The organism is Streptococcus sp. E24BD, assembly GCF_041807825.1.
Lineage (GTDB): Bacteria > Bacillota > Bacilli > Lactobacillales > Streptococcaceae > Streptococcus > Streptococcus entericus.
Map to the genome: position 1 here is coordinate 1 of NZ_JBGTZB010000008.1, position 15,186 is coordinate 15,186.

A 15,186-nucleotide genomic window follows, 5' to 3' on the forward strand; every position below is an offset into this window, starting at 1 on the left:
AAGTAAACCACTTGAGCGACGTCTTTGCCGTCATCAATTGGCAGGTAGACGTCAACTGGAGCAGTTGGCTTGACGATGTTTCCATCTGTGTCAACCAGCTCGATGTCAAAGAGGTCGTAGTCGGTTCCTTTGAGGATGGCTGGTGTTTCAGGGTTGTTGGTTTCTTTGTGGAAGACCACTCTCAAGCCTGCCACCTTGGCATCCGCTGATTGAACCTCTGCAATGATACCTGAGTCAGTATCCTTAATCTGACGAGATGGTTGTATGGTATCAGGGGTAGTTGTGTTGTCGCCTTGGTTAGTATCGGTGTTATCACCTGAGTCGTTATCGGCGTTATCGCCTTGGCTGCCACCATTATTCTGGTCATCGCCCGGGGCTGGGGTGGTACCAGCTGAATCGTCGGTTGCGCCTGAATCTTGACCTGCATCACCTGACTGATTGCCTGAATCGCCCTGATTTACGTCAGTGTTGCCACCTTCATTGATATCGGTGTTGCCGCCTGCGTTGGTATCGGTGCTACCACCTTGATCAGCGCCGGTGTTGCCATCTACATCGGTACCCGCGTTGTCGCCCTCGTTGGTATCGGTGCTACCATTTTGCTCATCGCTTGGTTTTTCAGGTAGCTGGTCTTCTTCGGCCACTTGTTGTTTTTTCTCCAGTTTAGCGAGAGCTTCTGTGATAGTTGAGATATAACCATCAACGATAGCTTGATCTGAGGCTTTTTTATCCAACTGAATAGCCGAAATGGCACTTTCCAGAGCAACTAAACTTTCGTCCGTATACATGGTGAGGTCTTCTGGGATACTCAATAGCAACTCTTGCAAGCGGCTGTAATCGGCTGGCTTGTAAGTTAATCCCTCAATAGCTTGCTTAACAGAGGTCAGATAAGCATCTACTTCCGACTGTTGATGACGTTTTTTCTGCCAATCAATTGCTGACACAGCATTGACTAAACCAGTATAGCTCTCATCAGTGTAGTATCCTTTTGACAGATCCTGAGGTAGCTGATTTAACACTTCTAAAAGTGGGAGATAATTGGCACGTAAGTGAGTTGCATTAGCTTCTGCAAAAGCAGTTACGAGACGATCAAATTTCTCTTTCTCAAATACCGCACTCGGATTATCTGCCCAAATAGCAACCATGCTACCAATTGTAGGTACACTACCAGCAGTTGTTCCTGGCACTTGATTTATTGGTGTCCGACCAATACGTTCCAAAGCACTTGCAAGGTTATAGCCTCCTTGGTCATCGCGTCCCAAAACGTAGTACCATGCATCGTTGGTGTTAATCAGATGATGTCCTTTTTTATTAAAGAAAGCAGGTTTTGCCACATCATAACCACTCCAACCAGATGTCCAATAAGAAATTAACAAATCCTTGTCAAAGCTACCGCTAGCTGTATGATTATTGTAATAAACACCGTCGTTAAACGCCATCGGCTTCAAACCAGCGGACTTGACAATACTTGATAAATCGTTAGCATAAATTATGAATTTATCATAATGCCCATCAGCTTGCAAACGATAAAAGCCTCTAGCATTTGTGGCATCGTTAGCATACTCATCTAATCCGATATTGAAAATACCTACTTTACCAGCAAAGAAGTCAACATATTTCTTAATCAATGCTTTGGTAAAATCAACTGCCTCTTGATTAGTTAAATCAATCGTCGTCTTAGATAGTTTTCCGCCAAAGCTATATTTAGGATTAGCTATGCCAAGACTAGCCATAGCTTCCAAAATAGTATCCATATGACCTGGGCTATTAATCGTCGGAATTATGTTAATTCGACGTGATGCTGCATAAGTAAGAATATCTAGCATTTCTGATTCTGTCAGAGCATTACCATTTGGATCATCATAATATACTTTGTTACCATTTTTAATTGCTGCTTTGACAGCATCACTAGCATAGACTTGATTATTTACCTCAAGGGTCATGTCATCCAGTACAAAGCGCAGACCATCATTTCCAAGTAAAAGATGCAAATCAGTAAAGCCGAGTTCACTAATCTTATCAATCACTGATTTAATAATTTCAGGACTAAAGTATTTCCTTCCAGCGTCAAGAGAAACAATCTTCATATCCAACCAAGCTGCTGGCAAAGCTTCTTGTGGTAAATAAGGCAAAAGTAACTGCTTAATCTTTTCAGTAGCTATGTCCACTTCTACTTGCTGATTCCTAGTCTTATCTCGTGAAATAGAAGTCAATAGTTCTGTCAAGGCTTCTTGAACGCTTACTGGCAAGCGATCCAAATAATGCGAAGCTAAGTTCAATGCTTCATCAAATTGCTTGTAGTTAGCGTTGAAAACATCTGGATTACGGTCTGCAAAAGCTACTAACAGTTCATTCACTAATTCAGCTCTATAAGACATTCGGGGCTCGTCTGCCCAAGCTGCAACCATAGCTCCGATAACAGGTACTGTTCCTGTGGTATCACCTTGCAGTTTCGTATAAGGTGTTCGTTGAATACCACCTTTACCTTGATCTAAGTTGTACCAACCTTGCCCATTTCGATTACGACCAATAACGTAGTACCAGTCATCATTCGTATTGAGTAGCTTATGCCCTTTTTCATAGAGGAAGTTTGGTGTCGCAACGTTGTAACGGTTGTCTCCTTCTCCCCAACCAATCGTCCAGTAGGACACAATAATATCCTTATCAAAAGTTCCAGCTGTCGTGACATTATTGTGATAAATACCATCATTAAATGCCATTGGAACTAGTTGATGAGATTTGACAATCGCAGCAAGGTCATTTGCATAGCTAACAAACTTATCATACTCTCCACGCTCTTGCAACGTTTTGAAACCAAATTTAGGTTTGGTAATATCGTTAGCATACTCATCTAAACCGATATTAAAGATACTGGATTTTCCTGAGAAATAAGACGCATACTTATCAATCAAAGCCTTGGTAAAGTTAACAGCAAAATCATTGTTAAGATTGAGCGTTGTTAGAGAAGTTTTTCCATCATGCTTAAACTTGGCATCTGCAATGCCCAACTCCTCAATGGCAGTTACAATAGCATCCATATGCCCTGGACTATTGATTGTTGGGATGATGCGGATATTCTTGGACTGTGCATAGGCAAACAAACTATCCAATTCCGACTGCGTCAGAACTTGAGCATTATCACGAGAACGCTTGCTTTGTTCATAAGCTAAGTTCCCTCGTCTTAAGGCTTCTTTAACAGCTTCATTCGAATAAGTCTGCCCATTAGCTGATAGGCTCATGTCATCTAAGAAGAATCGCAAGCCATCATTTCCCAAAATCAAATGGAGATCCGTATAACCAATCTGACTCAAGGTATCAACAAGTTCTTTCAGGCTATCTAAATTAAAGTATTTTCGACCAGCATCCAATGAGAAAACTGTCATCGGCTTTTGGTTTTGCTCACTAGGTTGCTCTTGACTTATGGTTTGAGCAAGGAGTTGTGACTTATATTTGCTAATCACTTCACGAACTTTGTTAAAGACAGCTCTGACATCAGCTTCCACCTGGCGTTCCTGATTTACTCCAGTTGATTCCATAGCACCGTAGCGGTTACGACGACCTTCTGGGCGTCGCATATTGAGGACGAAGTGGTCAAGCTCCTCACCAGCCTCTGGAACCGTCGCTTTAATCCAACGTATTTTTTCAATCAGACGCTCGGCTTCTTTGATTTGTTCATAGCGTGGCGAAGTTCGTGGAGTCTTATCCGAACCTGTTTTATCCCCTGGGTAAATCAAGAAGGGGTCACCACTCTCCCACCACCAGTGATCTACAGTTTCCAGAGGTTCTTTAACCCATGCATCATAAGCCCAACGCAGATAGCCGTCAAGACCTAAGCTGTGGGCATACAGTAGCACCCAAGCAGCTTCCACAGGAGCACTTCGAGTGAAGGCATTTGGATACTGACCTACCATAGAATACATCGTTGTCGTCTGACCACGTTCACGACGTTCTTTAGCATATGAACGAAGAAGCTCTGGAGATGATTGTCGCGCTGGATTATCAATTTCTGTCATGCTAACAGAAATATCATCAATTTTATCCAATAATTCCTTCATTGCAGGTTCATAGTGGTCAATCGCTACACTGAGTTTCAGTGTTTTTCCGTCTTTGTTACGGTATTTAGAAAGTAAATCTAACACCTCTTTCATGACATCAGCGGGTCGCTCATCAAGGGCAATATAGGCCTTATCAAACCACCCCTTTTCATCCAAATGCGCAATATAAGCTGGTAAAAAAGCTCCCCAGGTCTCTTTCCACTGCTGACTACCTGGTGTTAAGCGTTGTGAACGTGGACGATTCTGCGCTTCATCAAAATAACCAACTCGGTTATCCCATGGTGCAATAGAGAATGATTTAATTTGTTGGTCAATACCCAATTCCATAGCCAAGCTAACGTATTTGTCAAAATGGTCAAAGTTAAATGTAAAACTACCATCTTCCTTTTTCGTCCATTTTACCATTGATGGGTACTTGTCATAGGTCTGGTTATTCCAAGGATCTTCGACAACCGTTGCAGTAATTGATTTTCCACCAACTTTTTGGTATTCGGACAATTGCTGACGTAAGATGGCTAAATGCTCTTCACCAAAAAGTTGCTCATCAGAAAGCCCATAATAGCGAGCCACCGTGTACGGATACTGCCATAATTCGACACTAAAGCGGTCAGTTTTTGGCTGCTCAAACGGCAAGACTTCAAAACTGTAAGGCACGACAATTGCTTCTTCAGCATTGGCTGCTTTATAAGTCAGACTACCAGTATAGACCCCTGCCTTAGCATCTTCAGGAACATCAATCGTTACCCAACTGCCTTTTAGGCTACGAGCAGGTATCGTGACACTCCCTGCCTTATCAATAATATCTGGCACCATCTCCCTCGGAGCATCTGGAATACGGAATTTATCCCCACCACGAGCAATATGAGCACTCGTTTCTCGAAGGAATCTTATCTTAACCTTATCAGATGAAATTATTCCACCTGTCGTCATAAAATCCGAAGCTGTTCCTGTCACTTCTTCCAAGTCATGATTCGCCGCTAGTAAAAGAACTTCTGCATTGATTTGATCATTTCGGAAAGCGAAGGGACGCTCTGAACGACTAGGAATATTTGTTCTGAGCTGATCATAATCTGTTTGCTTGTAGTGGTGTCCATTGCTCACCAAATGAGCTTCGAGATTAACCCTCTCTTCTGATGTCACCTCAACAGTGCTATGTACCTCAAACCGTCTAAGGTAAAATGAAGTATCTTGGGCTGGAACCAGTTTTATGACATGATTACCACTTAATAGGCTTGGTGTTGTATAAAGTAACTGATTTTGATTAGCCGGATCTTCATCGTCATCGCCATAGGCACTAAAGGAAGCAACCTTGCTCCCGTCGAGAAAAACATCAACCTGACCATTATAAGGTGCTTTATCGCCAAAGACATGAACTTGGTCCCCATTGAACCGTAAGGTAGCAGAAGGACTATCACCACCGAACAACACTTTGACATTGTCCGGATAATCAAACCAATCACCAGAGTACTTTATTTTACCTGATTCATCTTCTGCAGTTTCAGCCGTCGCCAAGATAACCTCTTTCTGCGACTCCGTTCTTGGTTTAACAGGCGATTCTTTTGGCTGTAAAGCTTGCAAAGCTGCTGTCAAAACCAAAACATAAGAGTCAACAAACTCCTGCTCTGACACAGGATGGTTCAGGCGAATACTAGCCAAAGCAGCCTTCAACTGATTCAAACTTTCCTCTGTATAGACATCTGTTTTTAACAATTCAACATTTGCACGTTCAACCAGCGGAAGTACAGCAGTATAATTCGCTTTCTCATCCGAAGTTTCCGTATTAATCGGTTGTAATTTGACAATAGCATCGTTGATTACTGTAATATAAGCATCTACCTCTGCTTGCTCAGAAGCTGGTTTGTCAAAAACAATCTGATTGACTACCTGATCCAGATAAGCCAAACTTTCTGGTGTATAGGCATCAGCTTTTAATAGTTCATTGACCGCTTTTTGAAGAACCTCAAAGACAGCAGAATAATCAGCAGTTTGTCTTGGGGTTATTTCTTCAGAGGTAAGAGAATTATTAGAAGTTGTATCTGCTACCTGAGCTTCAACAATCATAGTTGATAGGGGTAGAAAGGATATGGCTGTTAGTAACGTAAAACACCAACTTTTACCTCGTTTAAAAGTCCTATAACGAATTTTTTCTTGTTGCAAAGCACGAAAAAGAGACGTTTTCCTCATATTGTTCCGACCTCCTTAATAATATTGTTATCGTTTTCATTATATCAAAAAAACAGAACACCGTCAAGAAATTGGTGTCTTTTTATATAATAAGATTAAAAGTAAATCATAGATATTATACCTGTAATCATCTGTTAAGGTTGATACAGTGTTAAGGTATTTTATAATAGCTCGGTCAGAGATTGAACTTTTTCAAGATGTATTCACCTATTATTTAGCTGATACATCGCAACAATCTCACCTGCATAGGTTTCTCCTCTTTCGATAAAGCCATAGTGACGGTAGCAGGATCTGGCATGGTGATTTTCGGCTTCGTAAGAGAGCCAGATTGCAGCTCCTTCTCCAGCTGGATAGGATTTAATGTAGTTCACAATACTGTCCATCACAGGGATAAAGTAGCCTTTTCCTTGATAATTTTGATCAATCATCAAACGAAACAGCAGATAATTTCCAGGACTAATGGCTAAGTTGTCATCATAAACGATAAAGGTAAAGCCGATCAACAAATCCTGATCATAAATCTCTAGAGGAGCGACAAAATGACCAGCCTTTTGATAGACATAAGCCTCGGCAAGACTGATAGCGTTTGAGGCGACAAAAACTTCTTGTTCTTTTGTCACACTGAGACCAATAACGGACAAATAATTACTCAGTGTAATGTCTCTTAGATTAATGGACATCCTAGTTTTTCTCACATCTCTGGATTAAAATAATGCTTACGGCAAACAGGAATATAGGTTTCATTACCACCGATTTGGATTTGCTCACCTTCATAGACTGGCTTGCCATGCACCGTACGTAAAACCATGGTCGCTTTTTTGGAGCAATACTGGCAAATTGTCTTAATTTCATCAATCTTATCTGCTAAGAGCAAGAGGTATTTTGACCCTTCAAAGAGCTCATTACTAAAATCATTTTTAAGCCCAAAAGCCATGACAGGCACATGAAAATCATCGACCACACGAGCAAAGTCATAGACGTGCTGCTTGGTCAAGAACTGACTCTCATCAATCAAGACACAATAAGGTTTTTCAGGTAGATTTTCAATATAAGCATAGACGTCCATGTCATCTGTAATCGGCACCGCTTCACGCCGCATGCCAATCCGACTAGATACAACGCCAAATGCATCACGAACATCCAAGGCAGATGTCATAATAACAACAGGCTTGTTCTGCTCCTCGTAATTGTGGGCAACCTTGAGAATCTCAATTGTTTTACCAGAATTCATGGTGCCGTATTTATAGTATAACTGTGCCATCACAGCTCCCATCTAAATCTTTATTCTCCCTATTTTAGCATAATTCACTCTTTTTTTCATCAAAAATCAGCCCAAGGATAAGAAAAAGCAGTTCCGATAGGAACTACTTTTCATCAATGACAAGTCTTACTTTTTTGCCTTGAGTTGGAACAGAATAGACAATCGTCCTTATCGCTGTAATCGTGCGACCTTTTCGACCAATGATACGACCAATATCCTGCTGATCCAAATCAAGGTGATACTCCAAGAATTCTGGTGTATCTTCAATCTTAATGCTAAAGGCGTCTGGTTGCGACAGTAAAGGATCCACAATCGCAATAATAAGATTTTCTATTGTGTCCATAGGCTCAACCCATTATTTTGAAAATTTTTGCTCATGGAATTTTTGAAGAACCCCAGCTTTAGACAACAAGCTACGCACAGTGTCAGACGGTTGTGCACCATTTGCCAACCACTCAAGCACACGGTCTTCTTTGATGGTTACTTGATTCTCAGCCACAAGTGGGTTGTAAGTACCAACAGTTTCGATGAAACGACCATCACGTGGTGAACGTGAATCTGCAACATTGATACGATAGAAAGGTTTCTTCTTAGAACCCATACGTGTTAAACGGATTTTTACTGCCATTTTTAACTAATCTCTTTTCTATTTCTTTTTTGAGGTCAATAGCAGAGCTATAACCTTACTTTAACTATTCTACCATAAAATAATCAGGTGTCAAGAAAAAAACTTGACACCTTAAAAATATTTTTTTACTCATACCGTAGAGCTTCAATCGGATCCAACTTGCTGGCTTTATTGGCTGGCAAGAGGCCAAATAGGACACCGATAAAGGCCGAAAAGAGCATGCTACCGATGGCAATCGGAAGAGAAACCGACACCGCTACACCGTCCAGCATGGCGCTAGCAGTCGCATTGGTGACACCGACGATGCCGTAAGCCATCAATAAACCAATCAAACCGCCCAACAGCGTTAACACCATAGCTTCAATCAAGAATTGCATCATGATATTGCCACGAGTAGCTCCTAAAGCCTTACGTAAGCCGATTTCCCGCGTCCGCTCTGTCACAGATACCAGCATGATGTTCATCACACCGATACCCCCAACAAGCAGAGAAATCCCTGCAATAGACCCGATAACTGCCGTCATAATTCCGTAAACTTGATTGATTTGTTCCGTAATCTGACTCAAATCAAAAATACTGTAACGTCCTTCTGTTACACCTGTCAATTGCGTCAATTGATCTGCGGCTGCTTGACCAATTTCAGAAGCTCTCGCCACATCCGACACATGGACGTAGATGCTTGATGCTTCGTCTAAACCGTACTCAGCAGCCAGCTGACTATTAGCCATCACCGCATTACCACCTGAATTAAAGGCAAACAAATCTGTTCCCGCATTAGGATCCTCATAGACTCCCACCACCAGATAAGATTTCTCACCTACAGAAACCACACGGTTGAGGGCTTCTTCGTTCGAGCCAAAGAGTTTGACAGCTAACTTGGTATCTAGCATCATGACACGGGCAAACTGGCGATAGTCAGCCTTTTCAAACCGTCGACCTGCTAAAATATCATATTTTTTGACATCAAAATAAGTTTCATTTATCCCAGTGATGTTGACATTTTCAGCTTTTTTATTCCTGAACTCGACGGTGGATATGGTGTTATTTGTCAAATAGTAGTTATCCACCCCATCAACACGCTCAACCAGTTGCTGCATGAGCGAATCTGTAATCGGTGGTGGGGTTACAGGGACACTCTCAGTCGCCGTAAAAACTGAGAGACCAAAACTGATTTCGCCGTCTGCTTCCTCAGGTTTAGGTTCATAATAGATGTTGATGTCCTGCTTATCCTGTGAAAAACTGTTGGTGACAGACGTTTGCAGCCCATTTCCCAGTGCCATGATAACAACGACCGAAGCTACGCCGATGATAATCCCCAACATGGTAAGAAAGGAGCGTAGTTTGTGCCCTAAAATCGATGAGAGGGCAAATTTCCAATTTTCCATGAGACCTCCTTAACGATTTTGTCTATCTTCAGTAATTTCACCATCGCGTAGGACGATGACACGTTTAGCATAAGCTGCAATTTCTGGCTCATGAGTAACCATAACGATGGTTTTACCTTCATTATTTAAGGCTGTCAACAGTGCCATAATCTGCTCACCTGTTTTGGTATCCAGCGCACCTGTCGGCTCATCGGCTAAGATGATTGAAGGATTATTGACCAGAGCTCTTGCGATGGCAACCCGTTGTTTCTGACCACCTGATAATTCAGATGGCAAATGCTTCACACGATTCCCTAATTCTACTTTTTCAAGATAGCTTAGGGCCAATTCCTGTCTTTTGCTGCTAGGAACACCTGCATAGATAAGGGGTAACTCGACGTTTTGCAAAGCATCAAGTTTCGCTAAGAGAAAAAACTGCTGAAAAACAAAGCCAATTTCCTGATTACGCACCTGCGATTGTTCCTTTTCAGTGAGATCATCGACCTGGGTGCCATTGAGTTCATACTCACCTGAGGTCGGACGATCTAACAACCCAATGATATTCATCAGAGTTGATTTCCCCGATCCAGAAGGTCCCATAATGGCTAAAAATTCCCCCTCTTCCACGGTTAAATCAATCCCCTTTAACACCTGCAAGGCCTCATCACCATTGCGGTAGCTTTTCGTAATTTGATGAAGAGAAATCAGTTGTTTATTGCTTATCACTAGAGACCTCCGTTCCAAAGTCAGACAGGTCAATAACCTCCTCAGGTTTCAGTGTCTGACCATCCTTAAACTCTGGACTTGGGTTAGCGATGACCGTCTGTTCTGTTTCCAGACCTTCAGTGACTTCCTGATTGAGGGCATCAGAACGTCCTAGACTAACCGTCGCCTTTGACAATTTGCCGGTTGCCTTATCATAAATCCAAACGTAAGACTGTTCTCCCTCAGCGACGATGGCACCGGTCGGAACCAGCTTATTCACTGCCTTATTGGTCACTTCGATATTAACTTTAAAGCCTTGTTTTAAGCCTGTTGTCTCACCAGTAAAATTCACCTTAAATGGATAATTAGCTGAGTTTCCTGTACCTGCTGATGGGGTTGACGTCTCGCTTTCAGAAGGATAATTAGAGATGTAGCTGATTTTTCCTGACCAAGATTTATCAGGGAAAACTTTTGAGGTCAATTTGACGTCTTGATCAACAGCAGTTGTTGCTAAATCATATTCTGTAAGCATGCCTTCAACCTGCAGTTGTCCTTCACTAACAATGTGAACGACCACCTGTCCCCCTGTTTTTGACGGGTCAATGGAACGATTGACCTCGACAACCGTGCCTTCTACTTTACTCGTTTCAAGGAGTTTATCTAAGGCTTCCTTAGCCTTGTCGACATCCTGTTGCGCACTAGCATAGGCATCGTTTAAGTCAGCCAGCTGATTATCTGCACTTCGTTGGACTTCTGCCACATTGCTGCTAACGCTGCCGTCTTCGTTGACGGTTTCAGTTGCAGGCAAACCATAGGTCCTTAAATCGTAAATCTGACGACCGATTTTGTTGAGCGCACGGACGGCTTGATCGTAGGCTGCTTGAGCAGTTTTGGTGGAATATTGCACCAAGGGTTGACCAACTGTTACTTTATCACCAACATTGACATGAAATTCTGAAATCTCACCCTTACTGCTATCGAAGTAAAGTTTCTGCTCACTCAACGCCTTAACTGTCCCTGTGAGCAATTTAGAAGAGGCAATTGAACCTTCAGTGACTTGGGCAATCTGATAGGGCTCTACCATCTCTTGACCTTGCCCTGCTGATCCACGACCTAGCAGAAAGTATCCTCCTAAAACAGTCACTCCTATCAGACCTGCAACGATGCCCCATGTTTTTTTAGACATCTGAAAAGGGTTCTTTTTCTTTGTTGTCATAGCAACTCTCCTTTTGTGTGTTTTATTTAGGACAATTATAGGACGATACCCTCTTTTTGTCAAGTAAAAACCTTACCATTATATAAAAAACTGGGTTACCCCAGTTAAACGTTTACTTCACTTCTTGTTGATAAAAGGCTTCTAAAGCTTCTTGCCAGGTTGGAATGACAAATCCTGTCGCCTTAGTTTTCGCTAAGCTCATGGTTGAGTTGAGTGGACGCTTGGCCTTGGCTGGGAACTGGCTGGAGTCCACTGGCAAGACCTCAACGTCAGTATCTTTCAAAATTTCCTTTGCAAAATCATACCAGGTCGTATCCTCTGTCGCATCGTTGGAGAGGTGATAATAACCGTAAGGAATATTTTTTTCCACCGCGTAAACCATGAACTCAGCTAGCGTCCTTGTCCAAGTCGGACGACCGTGCTGGTCATTAACGACCGTTAACTGTGAACGGCTTTTGGACAAGTTCTGCATGGTGAACACAAAGTTCTTCCCGTAATTACCAAACACCCAAGCCGTTCTAATGATATAGAATTTGCTAGCCAGCTGCTCAACAGCCTCCTCGCCCAAGCGCTTGGTCCGCCCGTACTCAGTTTGCGGGTCAGGCGTGTCTTGCTCCAGCCACTCCTCTCCGACTGGCTTTTGCCCATCAAAAACATAGTCTGTCGAGATGTAAATCAAGGTCGCATCGTATTTATTCGCTGCTCTGGCGATGTTTTCTGTCCCTGTCACATTGACAGCATAGTTGAGTTCCTTGCCCTCGTCTTCTGCAGCATCGACCGCCGTATAGGCCGCACAGTGGTAAACCACACTTGGCTTGACGTCCGCAAAAACAGCATCCACTTGTTCCCACTTGGTGATGTCCATCTCCGCCACATCCACCGCTACATAAGTTTCTTGTCGTTCATCCAACAAATGGCAGAGTTCTGTCCCGAGTTGCCCTTTGACACCTGTTACTAAAATCATCAGATTATCTCCTTTAATTATCTTATTTTTATTTTACACTAAATTTAGGCAAACATCAGCCCTTTTCTTTAACAATATAAACAGGGCGTTTTTTGGTTTCAAGGAATATCTTGGCGATGTATTTCCCAATAATCCCTAAACAGAGCAACTGAATCCCTCCGATAAAGAGGATAATAGTGACCAAACTCGCCCAACCTGCCACAGGATCACCAAAGAGTAACTTCTTAAACACAACAGTAATAATCCCAACAATTGACAGCCCAAACGAGGAAACCCCAGCCCAAATCGCTAAGCTCAAAGGAGCATCGGAAAAGTTGATGAAACCATCAATAGAATACTTGAGCAAGCTCATAAAGTTCCAAGAGGTTTCCCCAGCTACCCGTTCACGGTTCTCATAGGAAATATAAGTCACGTCATAGCCGACCCAAGAAAAGAGACCTTTAGAAAATCGATTGACTTCGCCAAGTTCCAAGATGCTGTCAACCACCTGACGGGTCATGAGACGGAAATCACGCGCCCCATCAACCATCTCTGTCTCAGAGACCTTATTAATCAGGTAATAAAAGGTTTTAGCAAAAAAAGAACGAATCGGAGGCTCTCCTTTGCGGTCAGCTCGTCTAGTCCCCACTACATCGTAGCCTTGGTCAATCTTGTTCACCATTTCCACCAGAAGTTCAGGCGGATCCTGCAGATCAGCATCCATAACGGTCACCAAGTCCTCACAACACGCCTCGAGACCAGCCAAGAGCGCTGCTTCCTTACCAAAATTTCTCGAAAAGGACAGGTAGTGTACATTGGCAAACTGCCCAGCCAGCTCTCGCAAAAGAGCCAAGGTCTGGTCTTTTGAGCCATCATTGATAAAATAATAAGAAAACCGCACACGGTCAGCTAACTCTTGCTCTACCCGCTGACAGGTTGCTAGAAATGGGCGCAAGGTTTCTTGCTCGTTATAACAGGGCACGATGACAGCTAATGTTTTCATTGTCTGGTCTAACTTTCCTATGGTATAATAAAGGTTAACAATGCTTACAGTTAACCAATCAATCGTCCTATTATACCATAGAAAGTTAAAACATGTGTAAAAAATTCTCTCCGTCTCTTTTCCCTCTACTCATTATCGTAGGATTTTCAGTCCTTCTTCTCTGGGCACAGATTGCCACTCAAGCGACTATTGTTGGATCAGATGCTATTTTCCACTACAATCGCTTTTATGACACCGCCATGCAATTAAAAACAGGGGAGTTTGATTACTTTATCAGCACCTTTGGTTACCAGCAATCAGGACGGATTGTCAATGCCTTGTACGGTCCTTTTTTTGCTTACCTGCAAGGCGGTCTTCTTCTCATCAGCGGCACATGGTTTAAGTATCAACTTCTGTCGCGTCTCTTGCTCAGTCTTATAGCAGGCAGTGGGATGTACCGCTTACTACGCCAAGCAAAAGTTGAACAATGGCTCTCTTTGGTACTAGCCTTATTTTTCTTGACAACATTCGCTGTTCAATACTGGAGCATCCGTCAAGGTTTTTCTAGCTGGGGTGTAACTTTCTTTCCTTGGTGTCTCTTGCCCGCTATCGCTGCCATCCAAACCAAACAGGTCAAGCCCCTAACCCTTGCTGTGGCAGTTGCTCTCATGCTGCAAATCCATACCTTGAGCACCTTGCTCCTCGTCCTGACTTTCATCCCATTTTTTGCCCATGCTTTTTTGACCAGTCCAAGAAAATGGTTTTTCCTGAAGCAGATGATGATAGCCATCGGTCTTTGTCTCCTGCTAATGGCTAATGTTTGGCTACCGCTCATTATTTTGGGACAAGCTAATGAGTTGATTCAACCCTTTATCAATAAGCGTCTACCTGAAAGCACTATTGACCGCAGCAGCATTGTCCTCTTGTTTCAACCTGTCGGACTAGCTTACTTACTGATGGCTCAGTTACCTCTGACTGTTCTAGCCATAAAGAAAAAGGCTTCACCTCTTTATCATCTGAGCCTTCTTGCCTTTCTCATCATGTTCGGTCTATCAAGTAGCTTATTCCCCTGGGACAGCCTGAGCGGAAAAAATATTAAACTAGTTGAGTTAATCCAGTTCCCTTTTCGCTTTTTCCTGATTGCCACACCTCTCTTTCTCCTTGTCTTTGGGCAAGGTCTAACCATTCTCAACCGATGGAAAAAAACGATTATCGGCTTTATCGCTTGTTTGACCCTAGCTGGCGCCTACCAAAATATTCAAGAAGAATATGATATCATTGCTAGCCAATATGAAACTGACACGCCTATTCAACTACGAAAACACACCAAGCTATTAGGCAGTGCTGACGAGGTCCGACAAAGTCTACACAGTGCTGACCTTGAAAGATTTTTAACCTTGGCCGTCAAATCAACCCCCGACTATCTCCCACTCTACCATCAGACCAAGGAGAACAGGTACAAACTCTACGAAAAACTCGTTATCGACCAACATCATCTGGTTGAAAAAACAAAGCAGAATGGGCAACTGCTACTATCTTGGACATCAGATGCTGAAAAAACGATTCACCTTCCTGTCATTATCTACTCTGGTACTCAAACAAAGCTCAATGGCCAAGCGCTTCATCTAACACCTGAGCAACTTAGTCCTATCGGCACACCGACAGTCATGTCTCAAGTTGGCGAGAATAATCTTGTCCTGACCTACCAGCCAAATAGCTCTCTTTATCCTGCTATTTGGGGCAGTTTGATTGGTTGGTTCGGTCTTGTCTGCTCAGCTATTCTCATGAAAATGAAAAACAAACCACAAACGAAAACGTTTTTCTAAAAATATCCTCGCAATCACTAGGCAT

11 protein-coding genes and 1 pseudogene are annotated in these 15,186 nt (G+C 42.7%); 1 reads left to right on the forward strand and 11 read right to left on the reverse strand.

Annotation, left to right across the window (positions count from 1 at the left end; genetic code table 11):
- The 11 genes and pseudogenes from ACERC5_RS02935 to ACERC5_RS02985 all read right to left on the reverse strand — a co-directional run.
- Positions 1-6,113, reverse strand: a 6,113-nt coding sequence (locus tag ACERC5_RS02935) for a glycoside hydrolase domain-containing protein (protein ID WP_373660153.1), incomplete at its 3' end; no start/stop codon positions are given.
- 21 nt (positions 6,114-6,134) lie between these two features.
- Positions 6,135-6,236: pseudogene (locus ACERC5_RS02940) on the reverse strand (KxYKxGKxW signal peptide domain-containing protein); the annotation flags it as partial.
- 203 nt (positions 6,237-6,439) lie between these two features.
- Positions 6,440-6,916 carry a GNAT family N-acetyltransferase gene (locus ACERC5_RS02945; protein WP_373658415.1) on the reverse strand — a complete coding sequence of 159 codons (477 nt, stop codon included), beginning with the start codon at positions 6,914-6,916 and terminating at the stop codon, positions 6,440-6,442.
- Positions 6,917-6,927: 11 nt separating this feature from the next.
- Positions 6,928-7,497 (reverse strand): thymidine kinase, encoded by a 570-nt coding sequence (locus ACERC5_RS02950; RefSeq protein ID WP_373658414.1) that lies wholly within the window; start codon positions 7,495-7,497, stop codon positions 6,928-6,930.
- A gap of 103 nt (positions 7,498-7,600) precedes the next feature.
- Complete coding sequence (locus ACERC5_RS02955; protein WP_373658412.1) at positions 7,601-7,840, reverse strand: KH domain-containing protein; 240 nt, start codon at positions 7,838-7,840, stop codon at positions 7,601-7,603.
- A gap of 12 nt (positions 7,841-7,852) precedes the next feature.
- On the reverse strand, positions 7,853-8,125 hold the full coding sequence (rpsP, locus tag ACERC5_RS02960; RefSeq protein ID WP_018368603.1) for a 30S ribosomal protein S16: 273 nt from the start codon (positions 8,123-8,125) through the stop codon (positions 7,853-7,855).
- Positions 8,126-8,250: 125 nt separating this feature from the next.
- Positions 8,251-9,510 (reverse strand): ABC transporter permease, encoded by a 1,260-nt coding sequence (locus tag ACERC5_RS02965; RefSeq protein ID WP_373658411.1) that lies wholly within the window; start codon positions 9,508-9,510, stop codon positions 8,251-8,253.
- Positions 9,511-9,519: 9 nt separating this feature from the next.
- Positions 9,520-10,215, reverse strand: a complete 696-nt coding sequence (locus ACERC5_RS02970; protein WP_373660140.1) for an ABC transporter ATP-binding protein — start codon at positions 10,213-10,215, stop codon at positions 9,520-9,522.
- Positions 10,202-11,410, reverse strand: a complete 1,209-nt coding sequence (locus tag ACERC5_RS02975; RefSeq protein ID WP_373660142.1) for an efflux RND transporter periplasmic adaptor subunit — start codon at positions 11,408-11,410, stop codon at positions 10,202-10,204. Before ACERC5_RS02975 ends, ACERC5_RS02970 begins: the two co-directional genes overlap by 14 nt.
- Before the next feature lie 112 nt (positions 11,411-11,522).
- Positions 11,523-12,374 carry a dTDP-4-dehydrorhamnose reductase gene (gene rfbD, locus ACERC5_RS02980; RefSeq protein WP_373660143.1) on the reverse strand — a complete coding sequence of 284 codons (852 nt, stop codon included), beginning with the start codon at positions 12,372-12,374 and terminating at the stop codon, positions 11,523-11,525.
- A 55-nt stretch (positions 12,375-12,429) separates the two neighbouring features.
- Positions 12,430-13,356: a glycosyltransferase family 2 protein gene (locus ACERC5_RS02985; RefSeq protein ID WP_373660144.1), complete on the reverse strand. Its 927-nt coding sequence runs from the start codon at positions 13,354-13,356 to the stop codon at positions 12,430-12,432.
- A 92-nt stretch (positions 13,357-13,448) separates the two neighbouring features.
- Here ACERC5_RS02985 and ACERC5_RS02990 point away from each other — a divergent pair, with 92 nt between their 5' ends.
- A complete protein-coding gene (locus tag ACERC5_RS02990) occupies positions 13,449-15,161 on the forward strand; it encodes a hypothetical protein (protein ID WP_373660145.1) in 1,713 nt (570 codons plus the stop codon).
- Positions 15,162-15,186 lie beyond the last annotated feature (25 nt).